At 45.8% G+C, this 20,284-nt stretch carries 11 protein-coding genes; 10 read left to right on the forward strand and 1 reads right to left on the reverse strand.

The window, feature by feature from the left end:
- The first annotated feature begins 82 nt into the window (after window positions 1–82).
- From MHB85_RS13460 to MHB85_RS13505, 10 genes are all read left to right on the forward strand, one after another.
- Window positions 83–3,421, forward strand: coding sequence for a DUF5107 domain-containing protein (locus MHB85_RS13460; RefSeq protein ID WP_091016723.1), 3,339 nt, complete (start codon window positions 83–85; stop codon window positions 3,419–3,421).
- Window positions 3,422–3,473: 52 nt separating this feature from the next.
- A complete protein-coding gene (locus MHB85_RS13465; protein ID WP_091016722.1) occupies window positions 3,474–5,813 on the forward strand; it encodes a beta-galactosidase in 2,340 nt (779 codons plus the stop codon).
- Between the two features lie 410 nt (window positions 5,814–6,223).
- Window positions 6,224–7,156 (forward strand): glycoside hydrolase family 5 protein, encoded by a 933-nt coding sequence (locus MHB85_RS13470; protein WP_373419854.1) that lies wholly within the window; start codon window positions 6,224–6,226, stop codon window positions 7,154–7,156.
- A 178-nt stretch (window positions 7,157–7,334) separates the two neighbouring features.
- Complete coding sequence (locus MHB85_RS13475) at window positions 7,335–9,404, forward strand: bifunctional aldolase/short-chain dehydrogenase (protein ID WP_091016717.1); 2,070 nt, start codon at window positions 7,335–7,337, stop codon at window positions 9,402–9,404.
- Between the two features lie 19 nt (window positions 9,405–9,423).
- A complete protein-coding gene (gene rhaA, locus MHB85_RS13480; protein ID WP_091016715.1) occupies window positions 9,424–10,695 on the forward strand; it encodes an L-rhamnose isomerase in 1,272 nt (423 codons plus the stop codon).
- Window positions 10,696–10,851: 156 nt separating this feature from the next.
- Window positions 10,852–12,525 carry a ribonuclease J gene (locus MHB85_RS13485; protein WP_091016712.1) on the forward strand — a complete coding sequence of 558 codons (1,674 nt, stop codon included), beginning with the start codon at window positions 10,852–10,854 and terminating at the stop codon, window positions 12,523–12,525.
- Window positions 12,526–12,768: 243 nt separating this feature from the next.
- On the forward strand, window positions 12,769–13,752 hold the full coding sequence (locus MHB85_RS13490) for a LacI family DNA-binding transcriptional regulator (RefSeq protein WP_091016711.1): 984 nt from the start codon (window positions 12,769–12,771) through the stop codon (window positions 13,750–13,752).
- A gap of 345 nt (window positions 13,753–14,097) precedes the next feature.
- On the forward strand, window positions 14,098–15,573 hold the full coding sequence (locus tag MHB85_RS13495; protein WP_341073072.1) for a glycoside hydrolase family 32 protein: 1,476 nt from the start codon (window positions 14,098–14,100) through the stop codon (window positions 15,571–15,573).
- Between the two features lie 26 nt (window positions 15,574–15,599).
- Window positions 15,600–17,582 carry a sucrose-specific PTS transporter subunit IIBC gene (locus tag MHB85_RS13500; protein ID WP_091016707.1) on the forward strand — a complete coding sequence of 661 codons (1,983 nt, stop codon included), beginning with the start codon at window positions 15,600–15,602 and terminating at the stop codon, window positions 17,580–17,582.
- 424 nt (window positions 17,583–18,006) lie between these two features.
- Window positions 18,007–18,402, forward strand: a complete 396-nt coding sequence (locus MHB85_RS13505; RefSeq protein WP_091016706.1) for a hypothetical protein — start codon at window positions 18,007–18,009, stop codon at window positions 18,400–18,402.
- A 127-nt stretch (window positions 18,403–18,529) separates the two neighbouring features.
- Here the strand turns inward: MHB85_RS13505 and MHB85_RS13510 are convergent, their stop codons facing one another.
- Window positions 18,530–20,254 carry a cellulase family glycosylhydrolase gene (locus MHB85_RS13510; RefSeq protein ID WP_091016704.1) on the reverse strand — a complete coding sequence of 575 codons (1,725 nt, stop codon included), beginning with the start codon at window positions 20,252–20,254 and terminating at the stop codon, window positions 18,530–18,532.
- Window positions 20,255–20,284 lie beyond the last annotated feature (30 nt).

Here is a 20,284-nt window from a genome sequence, read left to right on the forward strand (position 1 = left end):
TCAAGAACCGCTTAATGTCAATGTTCTTCCTGCATGTCGGAGCGTATGATCACAATATATACGAGGCCGAGGAGTGAGCGAATTGAATCACGTGACAGCAAAATCAAATGTTCGCATATGGGAAGAAACCAGAGATATTCCAACCTATGGTACAGGTAAACCGGACAAAAATCCGATGTTTCTTGAAAAGCGAATCTATCAGGGAAGTTCGGGTAAGGTGTACCCACATCCCGTGATCGACAGCATTGAAGATGAAGCAAAAATGAAGTCGTATCGATTAATTATTCTCGAAAATGAATATGTACGTATCGAGATGATGCCCGAACTGGGTGGACGGATCTATCGCGCGCTGGATCGGACCAACAACTACGATTTTGTATATTATAACCGGGTAATTAAACCTGCACTTGTGGGTCTGGCAGGGCCATGGATTTCCGGGGGAATCGAATTCAACTGGCCACAGCATCATCGGCCCAACACGTTTGGTCCAGTCGATTATACATTTGGCAGTAATGAAGATGGAAGCGCTACTGTGTGGGTTGGTGAGATTGATCGCATGTATGGTACCAAAATGACCGCTGGCTTCACATTACATCCCGGCAAAGCCTATCTGGAAATCCATGCCGAGGTATACAATCGCACCAGCGCACCTCAAACTTTTCTATGGTGGGCGAATCCGGCTGTAGCTGTCAACGATCATACGCAATCCGTCTTTCCACCTGATGTAACGGCTGTGCTGGACCACGGAAAACGGGACGTATCCCGCTTTCCAATCGCAACCGGCACCTATTACAAGATGGACTATTCCGAAGGTGTGGATATCTCGCGCTACAAAAACATACCGGTTCCAACATCCTATATGGCGTATAAGTCGGATTATAATTTTGTAGGGGGTTATGACCATGGGATCCAGGCAGGCCTGCTGCATGTAGCCAATCATCATATTTCTCCGGGCAAGAAGCAATGGACTTGGGGGAATGGGGAATTCGGGCAAGCCTGGGATCGTCAGTTAACGGACGAGGATGGACCTTATATTGAATTAATGACCGGGATCTATACCGATAATCAGCCTGATTTTACGTGGTTACAGCCCTATGAAGCGAAATCATTCTCGCAGTATTTTATGCCATATAAAGGAATTGGCATGGTCAAAAATGTAACGATTGATGCCGCAGTTAATCTGGAAATGGACGAAACGAACGGAGCGGTAACCGTGATGGTATATGCGACGTCGTTTTTTGAACAAGTGACCGTTGAAGTGATAGGACCAACCGCGGTATATCTCCATGAGAGATGTAATATCTCACCTACGGAACTATATAAGTCTTCATTCCCGTGGAGCGGACAAGATGAATGGCATCAGTTGAAGTTAAGTGTTCGAACTGGGGAAGGAAAAGTACTTGTGGCCTATCAGCCTGAACGTTCTGAGATTCAGGAAGTCCCAGACCCGGCCACACCACTCCCGCTACCATCCGAGATTCGTACGAATGAACAACTATATCTGGCAGGTCTTCATTTGGAGCAATATCGGCATGCCACGTATGAACCAGAACCTTATTATCTGGAAGGTTTGAAGCGTGATGCAACAGATATTCGTCTAAACATTGCGTATGGCACATTGCTGCTGCGCAGAGGATTGTTTCAAGATGCAGAGAAGCATTTCAGACAGGCTGTACAATCGCTGACATGGAAAAATACGAATCCATATGATAGTGAAGCATTTTACCAACTCGGTCTGAGTTTGAAACTACAGGGGAAACAGGAAGAAGCCTACGCAGCACTGTATAAAGCCGTATGGTCTGCACAGTATCAGGATACAGGTTATTACATGCTTGCTCAGATCGATACGGCGTTACATCGGGACATCGAAGCGTTGGATCACATCGAACGTTCGCTGATTCGCAACACCAGAAATTATAAGGCTCGGCATCTGAAGGTGGCTCTGTTACGCAGAATGGGTCAAGATAAACAGGCGATCCAATATGCGCGTGAGACATTGGAACTGGACCCGGTTGAATTTGGAGCCGCACATGAATTAGTCCTGATCTACAGCGGAGTAACTGCACCTTCAGAGAGAGAACAAGCGGAGCAAGCACGTGAGCATTTCCATCGTCTGATGCGAGGAGAGGTTTATAATTATCTGAATGTAGCCGCGGATTATGCGGAAAGTGGGTTGTGTGAAGAAGCACTTACGGTACTCTCCTATGTTGAATCCGAAAATTCACGGCCGTATCCTTTGGTTGGTTATGCTCAGGCCTACTTGTATCGTCAGCTGGGGGATGTTGAGCAGGCCCGGGAATGTCTAAGACAAGGGAAAGCTGCTCCAACGGATTATTGTTTTCCTAATACGTTATTTGAATTCATGGTGCTTCAGGATGCATTGGCAGTGGATTCGAATGATGCGCGTGCTCACTATTACCTGGGAAATTGGTTATATGATCATAAACGATACGAGGAAGCAATCACCCATTGGGAAACTTCACGCGAGGTGGATGCTGCATATTCGACTGTACATCGGAATCTGGGACTGGCTTATTATAACAAGTCGAATCGGCCCGATCTTGCACTGGCATCATTAGAGGAAGCTTTCCGGTTGGACTCGCAAGATGCACGGATCTTCTACGAGTTGGATCAGCTGCGCAAGAAGATGGGGTATTCCTGCGAGCATCGAATCAAACAGCTGGAAGATCACATGGAGCTGGTTCATCATCGTGACGATCTGTACATTGAGTGGGTAACTTTATTGAATATGCAAGGTAGCCATCAAGAAGCATGGAATGCCCTTCAGACCCGGCGGTTTCATCCATGGGAGGGTGGAGAAGGCAAGGTAACAGGACAATATGTTACGGCACTGACGGAACTGGCGAAGCGAAATCTGGAGAAACAACAACCTGAACTGGCATTGGAGCTGTTGAAGAAGGCTTTGGTTTACCCGGAGAACTTAGGTGAAGGTAAATTGGAGGGAGCCGGAGACAACCCAGTTTACTTTTATCTTGGCTGTGCCTACCAGCAACTGAAGAATAATCAGGCGGCAGAGGAGAATTTCCACAGAGCATCCATCGGTTTGAATGAACCGGCAAGCGCGATGTTTTATAATGATCAACCGCCGGAATCCATCTATTATCAGGGTCTGGCCTGGCAGAAGCTTGGCAATGTGAAGGAAGCCAACCGACGCTTTAACAAACTCATTGACTATGCGGAAAGACATATGCATGATCACATCCGAATGGATTATTTTGCAGTATCTCTGCCCGATTTCCTGGTGTTTGACGATGATCTCAACCAGCGTAATGAAGAACATTGCCGATACATGCGAGCATTAGGTCTTCTTGGCCTAGGTCGGACAAATGAAGCCGAACTTGAGTTGGAGCGGGTTCTGGAGAAGAACCCCAATCATCAAGGGGCAGTCATCCATAGATAATTGCTAATCGACTCAACCCTATCCCATATATACCGAAGGAGTTATATAATCCATGAACGATAGTATAGCAGGAAGCCAGATTCGTTTTATACTGGATGCAAAAGATAAAGAGATTCGTGCGGGTCGCATGACGGGTAGTGGCGGCAAGAATCCACGAGGGGAGTCTTATGACTTTACCAACTATTATATGCTTCGTAATGATAAACCTCATATTCCCGTGGTAGGTGAATTTCATTTCTCCAGATTCGCTTACTTACAGTGGGAAGAAGAATTACTGAAGATGAAGGCAGGCGGGGTGAACATCGTCGCTTCGTATGTTTTCTGGAATTTTCACGAGGAGCAGGAAGGCGAGTTTAATTGGTCAGGAAACCTGAACTTGCGGCACTTCGTGGATCTGTGTGGCAAACATGAGCTGCCACTGATCGTGCGGATTGGTCCATTCTGTCATGGGGAAGTTCGTAATGGAGGGATGCCTGATTGGTTATTCAGTTATCCATTTGAAGTGAGATCGAATGATGAAGGGTATCTATATTATGCCAAGCGATTATATCGTGAGATTGCCCGTCAACTCAACGGTTGTTTTTATCAGGAGGGTGGCCCCGTAATAGCCGTACAGTTGGAAAATGAGTATATGCACGCTGGCGCACCCATGGATGCCTGGGGGTATACCCGCGAAAAATACATTTCCTCTGGCCGGGACGGTCGTGAACATCTGAAGGTGCTTCGCGGTATTGTCGAAGAAGTCGGTATGCACCCCATGTTCTATACTGCCACAGCCTGGGGTAATGCTGCGGTGCCTAAAGAAGGAACGCTGCCTATGCTTGCGGGGTATGCGTACACACCATGGATTCCCAATCAGCCTCCAAGCCGAGAGTATTTATTCCAGGATCTGCATATGAATCCTGTTGAAGAAGTGGATTATGACAGTCTGGAGTATCCTGCGGCGTATTGCGAACTAGCAGGTGGCATGCAGGTCAGTTATCATGCTCGGCCGGTTGTAGATGCGGACAGTGTTGAGGCGATGACCATTGTGAAGCTGGCAAATGGCAGTAATCTGGTTGGATATTATATGTATCACGGCGGAACCAATCCGGTAGGGCAAAAAACGTATATGAATGAACAGGCATTGCCTAAAATGACGTATGATTACCAAGCCCCGCTCGGGGAGTTTGGACGTATTGGTGAATCGTATAACCGCATTCGAACCTTGTCCATGTTTCTGGAAGCATACGGTGAGCTGCTTGCGCCAATGGGCAGTGTTATACCGGAAGAGCAACATTCGATAACACCGGAGAACATGATGGATCTGCGCTGGTCTGTTCGTCAACAAGAAGGCTCAGGATTCCTGTTCATGAATAATTATCAGGATCATGTGGCGTTGCCTGATCGAGATATACAATTGGAGCTGCATACCGGCAAAGGGACTGCTTTTTATCCAAGAGAAGGCACGATGCAGCTGAAATCCGGCATGGCAGCCATTCTGCCTTTCCATATGAATCTGAATGGAATGAAGATCATTAGTGCTACCGTTCAGCCACTGACCCGATTTATGGTAAATCAGGAGCTCACGGCTGTGTTTTATGCCCATGAAGGTATGGCGCCTGAGTATGTTATTGATGCAACATCTGTTACAAATGTGGATATGCCCGAAGGTGCCGTTTCCGAGCAGGGTAATGAAGTTATTATTCACCCGATGGCTGGCATGGACCATCATCTGCGTATCACAACATCGGACGGTACGGTCATACGTATCATTACATTGACCCGTGAAGAGGCATTGCATGCCTACCGTTTCCGTGTGGGCGGAGAAGAGAGACTTGTGATTAGCAGCAGTCATCTGTATGTGCAGAATGAGATGCTCATATGCAACTCCCTGGAGCAAACAGAGTTTGAGGTATCCTTCTATCCGGCTCCAGAGCATGTTTCACCTTCTAAATATGCTGTGTCATCCCAGTCAAAGCGGGGAATATTCGGTACGTACACATTCCAGATTTCCCCTTACGAGCCGGCTGTAGAGGTTGATTATCCGAAAGAGTATGCAGCAACATTGAGATTGGATACAGCGTGGCCGGAACAAGTAGATGACGTATGGGTTGAGATTGATTATGAAGGAGACGTTGCAGCAGCGCATATTCATCATCAGATGTTAACAGATCATATTCACTATGGGCATAGCTGGATGCTTGGTTTGAAGCAATCCCGTCATTTGTTGGCCGATCACGAGCTTCGTCTTTCCATAACTCCAATTCGAAGAGGAACGATCAAGAGTTATGTGAATCAGGCTTATGTGGAGCGGTTTGAGGGCGTGGAGATTGGGAAGTTTAATGAGATTCGGGTAAGACCACATTACCGGGTTGGGTTGGTATTGGCGGGAGTTAGGGAAGACACTTAGTCTAAATCAGGGATTAAACAACAGATAAACAAGACTTAAGCAAGAGTTAACTGACGTTTATAATGCAGAGGGTTCTTTCTCCGAACGATTGTGAGGGGAGAGAACCTTTTTATTGCTTTGTTATGTAAAACAAATGATTACTATCCATGGTAAAAAGATCTTGACTGGTAAGCGTTTTCAATTTATTATAACTCCATAACCTTAACGATAAAGTTTATTAAACTAAAAAAACGTAACTATAATAAAGTTATTATTTGTTTATTTACTAACAAAAAACCTCTATTACCAACGATTTTAGTTAACTTATTGCCTAGAGCAGGGTTAATTGAAATAAAAAAACAAATACAGGAGGTTCCAAACGAATGGTTAATCTGAAAAAGTGTACCATCTTCACGGTTATTGCTGCTCTTATGTTCATGGTATTAGGGAGTGCAGCACCCAAAGCATCTGCTGCTACAGGATTTTATGTAAGCGGTAACAAGTTGTATGATTCCACAGGCAAGGCTTTTGTCATGAGAGGTGTTAATCACGGACATTCCTGGTTCAAAAATGATCTGAATACCGCTATTCCTGCAATCGCCAAAACAGGTGCCAATACGGTACGCATTGTTCTTTCGAATGGCAGCCTGTACACCAAAGATGATCTGAACGCTGTTAAAAATATTATTAATGTGGTTAACCAAAATAAAATGATAGCTGTACTTGAAGTGCATGACGCCACAGGGAAAGATGATTATAATTCGTTGGATGCGGCAGTGAACTACTGGATTAGTATTAAGGAAGCTTTGATAGGCAAAGAAGATCGGGTAATCGTCAACATCGCCAATGAATGGTATGGAACGTGGAATGGAAGTGCGTGGGCTGATGGTTACAAAAAAGCCATTCCGAAACTCCGTAATGCCGGAATCAAAAATACGCTAATTGTGGATGCAGCTGGATGGGGACAGTTCCCTCAATCCATCGTGGATTATGGACAAAGTGTATTTGCAGCCGATTCTCAAAAGAATACCGTCTTCTCCATTCATATGTATGAGTATGCTGGCAAAGATGCTGCAACGGTCAAAGCCAATATGGAGAATGTGCTGAACAAAGGATTGGCTCTGATCATTGGTGAATTCGGGGGATATCACACAAACGGTGATGTGGACGAGTATGCCATCATGAGATATGGTCAGGAAAAAGGGGTAGGCTGGCTTGCTTGGTCTTGGTACGGAAACAGCTCTGGTCTGAACTATCTGGACATCGCCACAGGTCCGAACGGAAGCTTAACAAGCTTTGGCAACACCGTAGTTAATGATACCTATGGTATTAAAAACACTTCCCAAAAAGCGGGGATTTTCTAATCCACCGATGAAACAGGAACACTCTGACGGTTACGTCAGGGTGTTTTTTTAATAAAATAGCTCAATCGTTGATAGTTTTGAATATTTCCGTTTTGTTTTAAAATATTTTGTTTTCAAAATAAAACAAAGATGTTAAACTCGGATTAGGAATAAAACAAACATTATCGGAGGGAAACAAATGGTACAGAGTTTATGGAATGCATCGCAGGCATCTGAGAAAACAACAGGACTTGAGCAGTTGGTTTACCGATCCAATCTGATTGGATCTGATCGCAGTGTATGTAACATCTACGGTGGTAATACGTCTACCAAAACGACAGTGAAGGATTTTCGTGGTCGTGATGTAGAAGTAATGTATGTAAAGGGAAGCGGCTCTGATCTGGGTTCCATGGAAGCGAAACATTTTACCGGACTTGGGCTTGAAGACATTCGACCATTAATTGAACGTGAATCCATGTCGGATGAAGAGATGGTTGAATATCTGGGACATTGCATGATTGATGCCAAGCACCCGCGTGCCTCCATCGAGACTCTGCTGCATGCGTTCCTTCCATATAAACATGTGGATCATACGCACCCGGATGCGATTATCAGCCTGTGTTGTGCGCATAACGGCAAGGAATTGGCGAAAGAGATCTACGGTGATCGATTTGTATGGGTGCCTTACGTACGTCCAGGGTTTACGTTATCTAAAATGATTGCTGAAAGCGTATTCTCGAATCCCAATGCCGAACTCGTACTGATGGAAAAACACGGACTTGTCACTTGGGGTGAAACATCCGAGGAATGTTACGCTCAAACGATCAAGATTATCAATGAAGCAGAAGCTTTCATCGAAGCACGGGTGAACGAAGAAAGTTTGTTTGGTGGTGTGAAGCACCCGGCGCTTGCCGCTGATGTTCGTCGTCAGATCGTATCACGTGTGATGCCAACGATTCGTGGAGCGGTATCGGATAGTAAAAAAATGATTTTATCCTTTGATGATCAAGAGGACGTACTTGCTTTTGTGGGAGGAGCAGATTCCCCGGAATTGTCTCAGGTGGGTGCAGCTTGCCCGGATCATCTGGTACATACCAAAGTGGTACCTCTGTTCATCGATTGGACGCCGGATGCGGAAGATATTGAAGGTTTAAAAGCCAAGCTGGTAGAAGGTGTAGCTGCCTACAAAGAGCAATATCAGCAGTATTTTGAGAGCAACAAAAACGAAGGTGATGTCATGTTCGAAGCGGCACCACGCGTTATTCTCATTCCTGGTGTGGGCATGATTAACACAGGCAAGAGCTGGGCGCTTTCCCAAGTAAGCGGAGCGTTGTATCACAGAGCGATTGCTGTTATGCGTGGAGCTACTAGCTTGGGTCAATTTGTATCACTCAGCGCAAACGAGTCTTACAATGTGGAGTACTGGCCGCTGGAATTGTATAAATTGTCTCTGGCTCCGGCCGAAACCGAATTCTCCCGCAAAGTGGCGTTTATCACAGGTGGCGCAGGTGGTATCGGAAGTGAAACAGCGCGGAGATTGGTATCTGAAGGCGCACATGTGGTGCTTGCTGATCTCAACCTGGAGGGCGCACAGAAGGTAGCACAGGAAATCAATGATCAGTACGGTGCGAATCGTGCTTATGCGCTAAAAATGGACGTAACCGATGAGGAAGCCGTTCAATCTGCGTATGCAGATGTTGCGGTGCAATATGGCGGAGTGGATATCATCGTGAACAATGCGGGACTAGCGACATCCAGCCCATTTGACGAAACGTCCCTGAAGGAATGGAACCTGAACATGAATGTACTGGGTACAGGGTATTTCCTTGTGGCTCGTGAAGCGTTCAAGCTGATGAAACAGCAGGGTATTGGGGGAAGCATGGTATTTATCGGTTCCAAGAACTCGGTGTATGCAGGTAAAAGTGCTTCTGCTTACAGCTCAGCGAAAGCGCTGGAAGCACATCTGGCACGTTGTATTGCAGCAGAAGGTGGAGAGTATGGCATTCGTGTCAACACGATTCTTCCAGATGCCATTCTACAGGGTTCAGCAATCTGGAACGGTTCCTGGAGAAATGAACGAGCAGCTGCATATGGAATTGAACCGGATCAATTGGAAGAGTATTATCGCAAACGGACGACATTGCTCGTGAATATCTATCCAAGAGATATTGCGGAAGGAATCGCATTCTTTGCTTCTTCGAAATCCGAAAAAACAACCGGTTGCATGATGACCATTGATGGCGGTGTACCGGCAGCATTTACACGTTAAAATAGGAGGGTTCTTGCGGATGGATAACCAAGTTAAGCAAGCGTATGAAGCAGCCAAGGCATTGTATGCCCAGCACGGAATTGATACTGACGAGGTGCTGAATAAACTCGCGGAGATCAAAGTATCCGTACACTGCTGGCAAGGCGATGATGTCAAAGGTTTTCTGAATAAAGATGGGGAGTTAACAGGGGGTATTTCCGTCACAGGTCAATATCCGGGGGCTGCGACCACACCAGCAGAACTTCGTAACGATCTGGAGCAAGCTTTTGCTCTGATTCCCGGCAAACACAAGGTCAATCTGCACGCGATTTACACGGATACAGACGAGCAGGTTGAACTGGATCAGATTGAGCCAAAGCATTATGAGAACTGGGTGAAGTGGGCCAAAGAACAAGGACTCGGTCTGGACTTCAACCCAACATGTTTTTCCCATGAAAAATCAAGTGACGGGTTCACGCTCAGTCATCCAGACCCTGAAATTCGCAAGTTCTGGATTGATCACTGTAAGGCATCCCGCCGGATTGGTGCTTACTTCGGGGAACAGCTTGGTCAGACTTGTGTAACCAATGTATGGGTACCGGATGGATTCAAGGATAATCCCGTTGATCGGTTGACACCACGCAAACGTCTCAAAGAATCGCTGGACGAAGTATTCGCTGAATCACTTAACCCGGAGCACAACCTGGACGCGGTAGAGAGTAAGCTGTTTGGTCTGGGTTCGGAAGCATATGTGGTGGGTTCTCATGAATTTTATATGGGTTACGGTTTGCAAAATGATACGTTGATCTGTCTTGATGCGGGTCATTTCCATCCAACAGAGGTTATTTCCAATAAACTGTCGTCCTTGTCATTGTTTACAAGTGGCATCCTGCTTCACGTAAGTCGCCCGATGCGTTGGGATAGTGACCATGTGGTAATTATGGACGATGAGTTGCTGGAAATTGCCCGTGAACTGGTTCGACATGATCTGCTTGCGACCACACATATTGGACTGGATTTCTTTGATGCAAGCATTAATCGTGTAGCTGCATGGGTTGTGGGTACTCGCAACACAATCAAAGCCCTTCTCCGAGCGATGCTCGAACCGGTGAATGCCTTGAAACAAGCCGAGTTGGAAGGGGATTACACGTTGCGCCTTGCCTTAACGGAAGAGTTCAAATCCTATCCATTTGGCGCGATCTGGGACTACTATTGTGCTCAGCAAGGCGTTCCAGTCCGTGAAAAGTGGATTACCGATATCAAAACCTATGAACAAGACGTATTGCTACAGCGTGATAAATCGTTGGTGTAACCGTATTATTTTTCGTATAAACCACTATGGAATGAAAATTCCGTGGTGGTTTTTTTGGCATAATCACACTTAATGCATAAGTGAGGCGATTGCTTCCATACTAGGAATATAGATCCGTATCGCATAAGGTTGCCACGCAGAGGAGGAATAATAGCGTTGAATCTAGCCCACAACAAACTGTATATCGCTGCACTTGGCGGCGTGAATGAAATAGGGAAAAATATGTATTTCATCCAGTACAATCAGGACATCATCGTGATTGACTGTGGTTCGAAGTTTCCCGATGAGACATTGCCTGGTATTGATCTGATCATTCCGGATGTAACGTATCTGCTGGAGAATCTGGATAAAGTAAGAGGTCTTGTGGTTACCCATGGACATGAAGATCACATTGGTGGCATTCCCTATTTGTTAAAACAAATGAACATCCCGGTGTATGCATCCAGGCTCACTCGCGGACTGATCGAGCTTAAACTGAAAGAGCATGGCCTGCTGCGCAAGGCGGACCTGCATACAATCGATGCTCATTCCAGCATTACGCTGGGAGGGATAGAGGTTTCCTTTTTTGCAACCAGTCATAGTATACCCGATTGTCTTGGTATCTTCTTTAAGACCCCGGCGGGCAATGTCGTGCATACTGGAGATTTCAAATTTGATATGTCTCCTGTACATGGACCTTTCCCAGATCTGCACCGCATGGCCGAGATTGGCAAACAGGGCGTCCATATTTTGCTATCCGAGAGCACGAATGCAGAAAGACCGGGATTTACACCTTCCGAGCGTGTTGTGGGAGATCACATTCTGGATGCCTTTATCCGTGCAAAACAAAAAGTATTTATCTCTACTTTTGCGTCAAATGTCAGCAGGGTACAGCAGATTGTGAATGCAGCATTCGAGACGGGTCGCAAACTGGCACTGTTGGGAAGAAGTATGGTGAATGTAGTATCGGTGGCCAGTGAATTGGGGTATTTGCAAGTTCCTGATGGATTATTGATTGAAGCTATCGATTCGGATCAGTTTCCGCCCGAACAGGTTGTTGTCTTATGTACTGGTAGCCAGGGAGAAGCGATGGCAGCATTATCGCGTTTGGCATCCGGTAAACATCCTCACGTAAGAATTAACGCCGGGGACACGGTCATTATTGCTGCCGGAGCCATCCCGGGCAATGAACGGAATCTTGCACATGTCATTGACAACCTGTATGTTCTCGGAGCACGTGTGATATATGGTTCAAGTGGTGCAGCAGGAATGCATGTATCGGGACACGGTAGTCAGGAAGAACTCAAATTGATGTTAACTCTGATGAAACCGGATTATCTGATTCCGATCCACGGTGAGTTTCGCATGTTGTATCAACACAGACTGCTTGCTGAATCCGTAGGTATAGAGCGTGATCATGTGTTTATCGTGAATAATGGGGATATGGTCCAATACAAAGACGGCATTGCTTCGCTAGGTCCAAAAATTGCATCAGGAAATAGTCTCGTAGACGGTCTGATCATGGGTGATGTCGGCAATATTGTACTTCGCGACCGCAGGCAACTGTCCTCCGATGGCATGCTGGTGATTGTGACTACACTGAGCAAAACGGAAAAACAGATGGTCACGTCACCCGAAATTATCTCCAGAGGGTTTGTATTTGTTAAGGATTCGGAAGAATTCATGCATGAGATTCATGAGCTTGTTCTAAACCGGATGGATGAGTTGACCGGGGCTGGGGTCAATCAGTGGAATGTGATCAAAAGAAAGCTGAAAGACGAGATCGGTCACTATATTTACGCTCAAACCAAGAGAAGACCTATGATCTTGCCAATTATTATTGAGGTCTGAGTCAGCAGGGATAGGGATTATCCTTGCCCTAATGGTCTGTGCAAACGGGATATGGAAGCTTAGCAGCCTGATGAATGTGGGATCATACTTCGGTATGAACGTCACATTGTCATCGGGCTTTTGCTATTACATCGAGAATGTACGATAGATATACCATAAACGGAGGTGAATCTAATTCGCCATGGCTTTGCGATTCGAAGTATAATAAAAGGTAAACTAGTTAAAGAAACAAGAGGAGTTTTTATGAATAAAACGATTTCTGATATCGCTCAGATGGCAGGTGTGGCGAAAAGCACGGTCTCTCGCTACCTGAATGGCGGATCGGTTAGTGAAGATACCCGCCAGAAGATTGAGCGTATTATCAAACAATACAATTATGTTCCCAACACATTTGCACAGAGTTTAAAGGCCAAGAAAACCAGTATTATCGGCACGGTTGTGCCACGACTCGATTCTTTTGCGACATCCCAGACATTGATCGGGATTGATGAAGAACTGCGAAGTAATCAGTATCAGATGCTGATCGCGAATACGAGTCAGGATATGCAGCGCGAGATTGACGCCATATATGATTTTGCTAGACAGAAGGTATCGGGTATTATTCTGCTGGCTGCTGAAGTGACAGAAGCACATCTGAAAGCAGTGGAGGACATCGGTATTCCGGTGCTACTGGTGGGACAGCAGCATGAACAACTACATAGTCTGGTTCACAATGATGATCAGGCAGGTTATGAGATGGGCAGATATGTCGTCGAACAAGGTCACCGCAAGATCGTGTATATGGGAGTTAGCGAGAAGGATCGGGCTGTAGGAATCTATCGTAAACAAGGGTTCCAGCGAGCAATCGCTGAGTGTGGTGGATGTGAAGTGAAGTATTATGAGACAAGCTTTAAGATGTCTGAGGCCATCGTTACCGCTGAAGCCATTCTGAAAGAGATCACACCAACGATCATTGTAGGGGCTACGGATAATATCGCACTGGGTGTGATGAAGATTGCGTTCTCCAATAAAATCCGCATACCGCAAGATTTGTCCGTTACCGGATTTGGCGGATATGATATTACGGAGATGATTCACCCCACGCTGACGACTGTGAAATATCATTATTTGCAGGCGGGCAAAGTAGCGGCGAATCACATTATTCGTCTGGTGAAAGGCGAGTCGGTGGAGGAACGAACAACACTGGACGTAGAACTAATTCCTCGAGAAAGCGTTGACAAATTATAAAAACATCATTTATGATAATTCCATCGAACCGGTTCCATAGTGGATATCCAATACGGATATGCGAACACGGGCAGGCATTAATGCCAGGTGGAATTATTTTTTTGTACCCGCTGGAACCGGTTCCTATAATTTGATTTTCGTATAAGTTAAATAAGAAATAAACATGACGGAGAGGGCAGAAAAAATCTGAAGAAACGGAGTGTTCGCCTTTATCACCGGATTTCAACCTTTAGATAAGGGATCAGGAAATCTGGGGATAACAGCGATCGGAGGATTGTTCTGCTATCGTAGTCCCAGTGTGAAATTTCTTGGTCTAACTTATATAAGCAAGAATGGAGAACAGCTATGAAAATGACTAGAGAGCAGCGCTACAGACGAATTGAGCAAGCTGAGCCTGGTGAGATTGCGAAGCTTGAAGCACAGATATCCGAGTGTCCATGGAGACAGAGTTACCATATTCAGCCTGTAACAGGTCTGCTTAATGATCCTAACGGCTTTGTATATTATAAAGGCTATTATCATCTGTTCTATCAGTGGTTTCCACTTGGAACAGAACACGGCATGAAATACTGGTATCATACCCGCTCGAAGAATCTGGTGAACTGGGAAAATGTCGGGATTGGAATCGAACCGGATAGCTGGTATGACTCACACGGAGCTTACTCCGGCAGTGCGATTGAAAAAGACGGCAACCTGCACTTGCTGTACACAGGCAATACGAGGGATGAGGCTTGGGTCAGACATCCGTATCAATGCTTGGCAGTCATGGATGAAAGCGGTTCAGTAACCAAACTGAATTATCCCGTAATCTCGTCTGTTCCAGCCGGATACACGGAACACTTCAGAGATCCCAAGGTGTGGCAACAAGGAGACACGTATTATTGTGTAATTGGTGCGCAGAGAACAGACGAGACGGGATGTGCGGTACTGTATCGCTCAATTGATCTAAACAACTGGGAGTTTCTTGGTGAAATTCGCACGCAATTAACCTCCTTTGGTTACATGTGGGAGTGCCCGGATTATATGGAGATGGACGGGAAAGGTGTACTTGTTTTTTCCCCACAAGGCTTAGATGCTGCGGAAGATCATTATCAGAATATTTTTCAGTCCGGTTATCTGATCGGTGAGTCGCTCGATCTCCAGACGAGAGAGTTCAATCATGGTGAATTTCAGGAGTTGGATCGTGGATTTGACTTCTATGCTCCGCAAACCATGCAGGGCCCGGACGGAAGACGTATTCTTGTTGGTTGGATGGGGCTTCCCGATCTGGCGTATCCGACAGATGATAACGGTTGGGCACATTGCCTGACCATTCCTCGGCAGTTGACACTACGAGAGGGGAAGTTAATTCAACAACCGGTTGCTGAAATGATCCAATTGCGTCAGCAGGAGGAAGGCACGCATATTCGCGCAACGATTGACCATGAGAGTCGATCTTTCACTGGTTTGAATGGAATTTCCTTTGAGCTGATCTGTGAGATAAGCCAAGTAGATGCAGAGATGGTGGGCATCGAATTCCGTGCAAGTCGAACTGAGAAAACGATTCTTCTGTATGATCGGATTCAGCAGAAAGTTATTCTGGATCGGACGATGTCTGGTGCCGAGCTGGCAGAGCAGAATGGCGTTGTACGACAGTGCACACTTACTGCGGAAGTGATTAAGTTCCATCTGTTCGTAGATGCATCTTCAGTCGAGGTTTTTGTGAACGATGGGGAAGAGGTCTTTACCAGCCGGATTTTCCCAAGCCGGGACAGCGTGGATATTCGTTTCTTTGCACGCGGAGGCAAAGCTGATTTTGAAGCAACACAATGGCATTATTAAGTATTACGTGAGAGGAATGAGATAACATGTCGGAGAATCAACGCATTGCCCAGGAAGTCATTCATGCCATCGGGGGCAAAGAGAATATCGCATCATTTGCACACTGTGCAACACGCCTTCGCATCATGGTGAAAGATAAAGAAAAGATTGATCAGAAAACGGTCGAGAACATCGAGAAGGTGAAAGGCGCCTTTTTCAACTCGGGTCAATATCAGATTATCTTTGGTACGGGAACAGTGAATCGAATCTTTGAAGAGGTTGAGAAGCTGGGCATCGAAGGATCGTCCAAGGATGATGTGAAGAGTCAGGGGAAAAAGGAAGGAAATGCTTTTCAACGGGCTATCCGCACGTTTGGTGACGTATTTGTACCCATCATTCCCGTACTGGTAGCTACAGGGTTGTTCATGGGCTTGCGCGGATTACTTACCCAGAATGAAATTTTGGCGTTGTTTGGGGCAACACCTGATGATATCTCTTCCAATTTCCTGTTGTTCACTCAGATTCTGACGGATACGGCATTTGCATTTCTGCCTGCACTTGTAGCGTGGTCCGCATTCCGCGTATTTGGTGGAAGTCCGGTACTTGGTATCGTACTCGGGCTAATGCTGGTCAATCCGGCATTACCCAATGCTTACGCGGTGGCGGATGGATCAGCCCAGCCGCTGCATATGTTCGGTTTTATCCCTGTCGTGGGTTATCAGGGATCGGTTCTGCCTGCGTTCTTTGTAGGTTTGATTGGAGCCAAGTTCGAGAAGGTACTAAGAAGACGGGTGCCTGAGGCATTGGACTTGATTCTGACTCCTTTTATTACGTTAACGGTTATGATTACGCTTGGACTATTCGCGATTGGTCCCGTTTTCCATTCCCTGGAAGAGTGGGTACTGCATGGAACAACTGCCGTATTGGATCTTCCGTTTGGCATCGCAGGTATAATCATTGGATTCTTCCATCAGATTATTGTCGTTACCGGTGTACATCACATCTTTAATTTCCTGGAGATTCAACTACTGGAGAAAACGGGATTCAATCCGTTCAACGCCATTATTACCTGCGCCATGGCAGCACAAGGAGCGGCTTGTCTCGCAGTCGGTCTGAAGACCAAAAATATGAAACTCAAAGCACTCGCATTACCTTCTTCCTTGTCCGCATTTCTAGGCATTACTGAGCCAGCCATCTTCGGAGTTAACTTGCGTTACATGAAACCATTTATTATGGGACTGGTTGGTGGTGGTGTAGGTGGTTTCATCGCTTCCCTGTTCCATCTGCAAGGTACAGGCATGGCAGTAACGGTTATTCCGGGAACATTGCTCTATTTGAACAGCCAACTGCCGTTGTATATCTTGTCCAACGTGGTTGCCATGGCCATTGCTTTTGCACTTACCTGGTTCTTCGGATATAAGGACCAACCGGTTGCAGAAGAAGTGGTGAGCCATGAAAACAGTGGAGTAACATCAACTGAAGTTAAAGCAGAGGAATCTAATCCGCGTATTAATTCAGTTACCGATGCCGTTACAAGCAATCGTCCTAAGGTAGATTTTCTCGAAATAGCTTCGCCAATGAACGGTACCGTCGTTGCTCTGGAGCAGGTTCCTGACCCGGCGTTCTCGGAAAAACACATGGGTGAGGGCATTGCCATTGAGCCATCAGAAGGAAAAGTGTACGCACCGTTTGATGGTGTCATCGCACATGTGATGAACAAGAGTAAACATGCGGTGATTCTGGAGCATGAAACAGGTGTACAGCTGTTGGTTCATATCGGAATTAATACGGTTGGACTGAAAGGGAACGGTTTTACCGCGCATGTGAATAGCGGAGATCGTGTAACTGCAGGTCGATTGTTGATTGAATTTGACATGAATGTCATTCAGGCCGCGGGTCTGCCTTTGATTACACCTGTCTTGATCTCAAGTGGAAACGAAGCGATAGAAACTGTAACAGCAACGTCAACTGGCCATGTTCAAGCCAATGGGGAAGCAGTACTGGTAGTGAAATTTACTGAGCCACAATAAGTGATCGTTTGAAATAGAAATGTACTGGAACATGGAGGTAGAAAAATACAAATCGCAAAAGGCAAAGGGAACCTGTGTGTAACATCAGGTTTCCTTTGCCTTTTTGCATTACTTTCAGCCAAGGTATTAAGACATTTTGCTTTGAATCTGTACATGTAAGCGATTAAAAAGAGATATATCTTCGATTATGGCTCGGTTAATCAGGTTTCTTGAATCACTTATGATTGACCGAGATATAAGGAGATCCAGAGCGTAAAGGGCATATTAGACAGGATATGAACAGGATTACGGTCTGGAATCAACCAGGAAGGTGCAGAATCGGATACGGCTCAATTGCGGAAAGGAAGATAGAGGACTATGATTCGCACATAACGTACTTGAAATGAAATATGCAGGATCTGATGTGAAGGCGAGGTAGACAGCAATGGATGAAGCAATGATTGTTGTATCAGCAGGGCACAGTGCAGCGGGGATGAATTTTGTAGATTTATTACTGAAAAAGGGATTAGCCTTCGTTGTGCTTGTACACAGTGAAGAGGAACGGGAACAACTTCAAACCCTTGGAGCATTTCCTGTGCGTTATATTCAAGAAACGGAAGGGATGCAACAGACTCGTCCCGAATATATGGTCACCAATGCATTTGTGTTCGAGAATAATCTGCCTCAGTGTTGCCAGGATATCCAGTTGTGTCACAGCTGGTATCCGCAGCATCTCTATGTCGTTTCCAGTAACAAGGCTCCAGTTGGTCTTGTATATAAAGGGCTTGGTGCAACGTATGTCATTCATAGCCAGAGTGGAGATGTTTCGTTTTTATTGTGAACGGTCATTCATAATGGATACGGATTATCTGATTAAAAGGAAAAACGTTCTGTTCGAACCGCTGGCTCTGGACAGAACGTTTGTGGTTCCCCACAGGTATAGATCAAGTGGGGAATCCTTATAACTATTATGAAGCTACGCCAACAACGCTGGTTCCATTTTTCGTGATTTTGTACGTCAGCACATCTCCGTTCCAGAAATGGAACTTAAGTGTGACTTCGCCATCATTGGTTTCATTGAAGAAGTTAGGTTTCAGCTCAATCACATTACGTTCGTAATCTGGGCTAAATGTGTAGGAGAATTCTTTGAACGAAGTCCAGTTCTGTGGACCGGCGTTCTCTCCGTTTGCATATGTTGCTTCCATCGTGGCCAGCTGATTGCCGTTAAACGTAGTCGGAATGGCAAATGCACTGGTTGTACCAGTTGCATCGTTCAACTTAGGTGTGTCATATTTAATGATATTGAAGTTCCAGTCAGCACCTTGGTTGAATCCAGCTGTGAGTGTGGCATTTACGCCCAAATCACCAGAGGCTGTCAATTTGGTTAACAGATTGGATTTTAACGTAAGTACATCTTTTTTGATCGTATAGTCTTTACCTCTGACAAGAGGGGTAGTGCCATTCTTCAACGAATTGAATTTGTTCCCATTCAGATTGAGTTTTACCTTCTTGTCTTGAATGGCTTCATTTTGTTTAAGATATACGAGGTCCGTTTCGGCTGTGGATGAGCGACCTGTCCAGCTGGCTTTCATGGTATTGAATAGTTCCTGATCAGACCAAGTAAAACTTGTGCGCCCGAAGTGTTGTCCGTTGTCCCACAACATCGTTGTCATCTGTTTTTGGCGCAGATATTGTCCAACAAATTCGAAGAATTTCAGTTTTTCGCCTTGCTCGATGACACCTGTGTGCTGGTCAAAACCAAGCAAGCCATACTCACCAACGATAACTGGAATGCCTTTCGCTGTAAAAGCATTGTATACCCGATCAAATGTATCGGTAACGTCCTTCTGTACTTCCTCGTTATACTTGGTGTAACCCGCGATGTTCACACTGAATGGCCAGAACCCGTAGTAGTGAACGGTTGCAATAATATTCGTGTCATTCAATTTTTGAATGGTCTTATTCAGTTCATCCAGATCAGGTTGAGCGGAAGAGGTATGCATCGTTGGAAGCACAAGTGGACGTGTCTCGTTGTTTCCACCCGAAGTTCTTACGATCTTGTGAAAAGAAGTATTCAACTCGTCCAGCATGCGATATCCAATCGCTGCATCTGTTGTGCCGCCTTCGGAGAAACGTGGTTCGTTAACACTTTCGAACATAAGTTTATCGGATGCATCTTTGAATTTGTCCGCAATCTGAGTCCAAGCGGCGTTGTAACGTGCAAGCACGTTGTCATGGTCTTTCTCCATGTAACTGATCCAGCGCCAGGAATCATGGTGAAGATTGATCATGACGTAGAGATCCGCATCGAGGGCCCAGTTTACCACTTCTTGAACCCGATTCATGTAAGCGGAATCAATTATGTAGTCGGGTGCGTCACCGATGTGGGCTTCCCAGGTCACAGGAATACGGATACTGTTGTAGCCCTCAGCTGCAATCGACTGAATTAGTTCCTTCGTAATGCGTGGGTTGCCCCAGGCTGTCTCATCCTCACCAACGGCGTCCAGAGAGTTACCCAGATTCCAGCCAGGCTCCATGGCGTTCACATAGGTCTGCATTTTACTTGGAGGGGGTGAGGCACTGGCCTGTTCGCTGTTGTCAGTTGCAGCTGAAGCCATAGCGGAGGAGAATAGAGATAGAATCAGGGCAGTCACAAGTGTAAGAGATAGGACTGATTTGCGGTTTTTTTTCATTAATATAGTCTCCTTCGAATAGAGAATGGT

Origin of the sequence: Paenibacillus sp. FSL K6-4396 (assembly GCF_038002525.1) — a bacterium.
Taxonomy (GTDB): domain Bacteria; phylum Bacillota; class Bacilli; order Paenibacillales; family Paenibacillaceae; genus Paenibacillus; species Paenibacillus amylolyticus_B.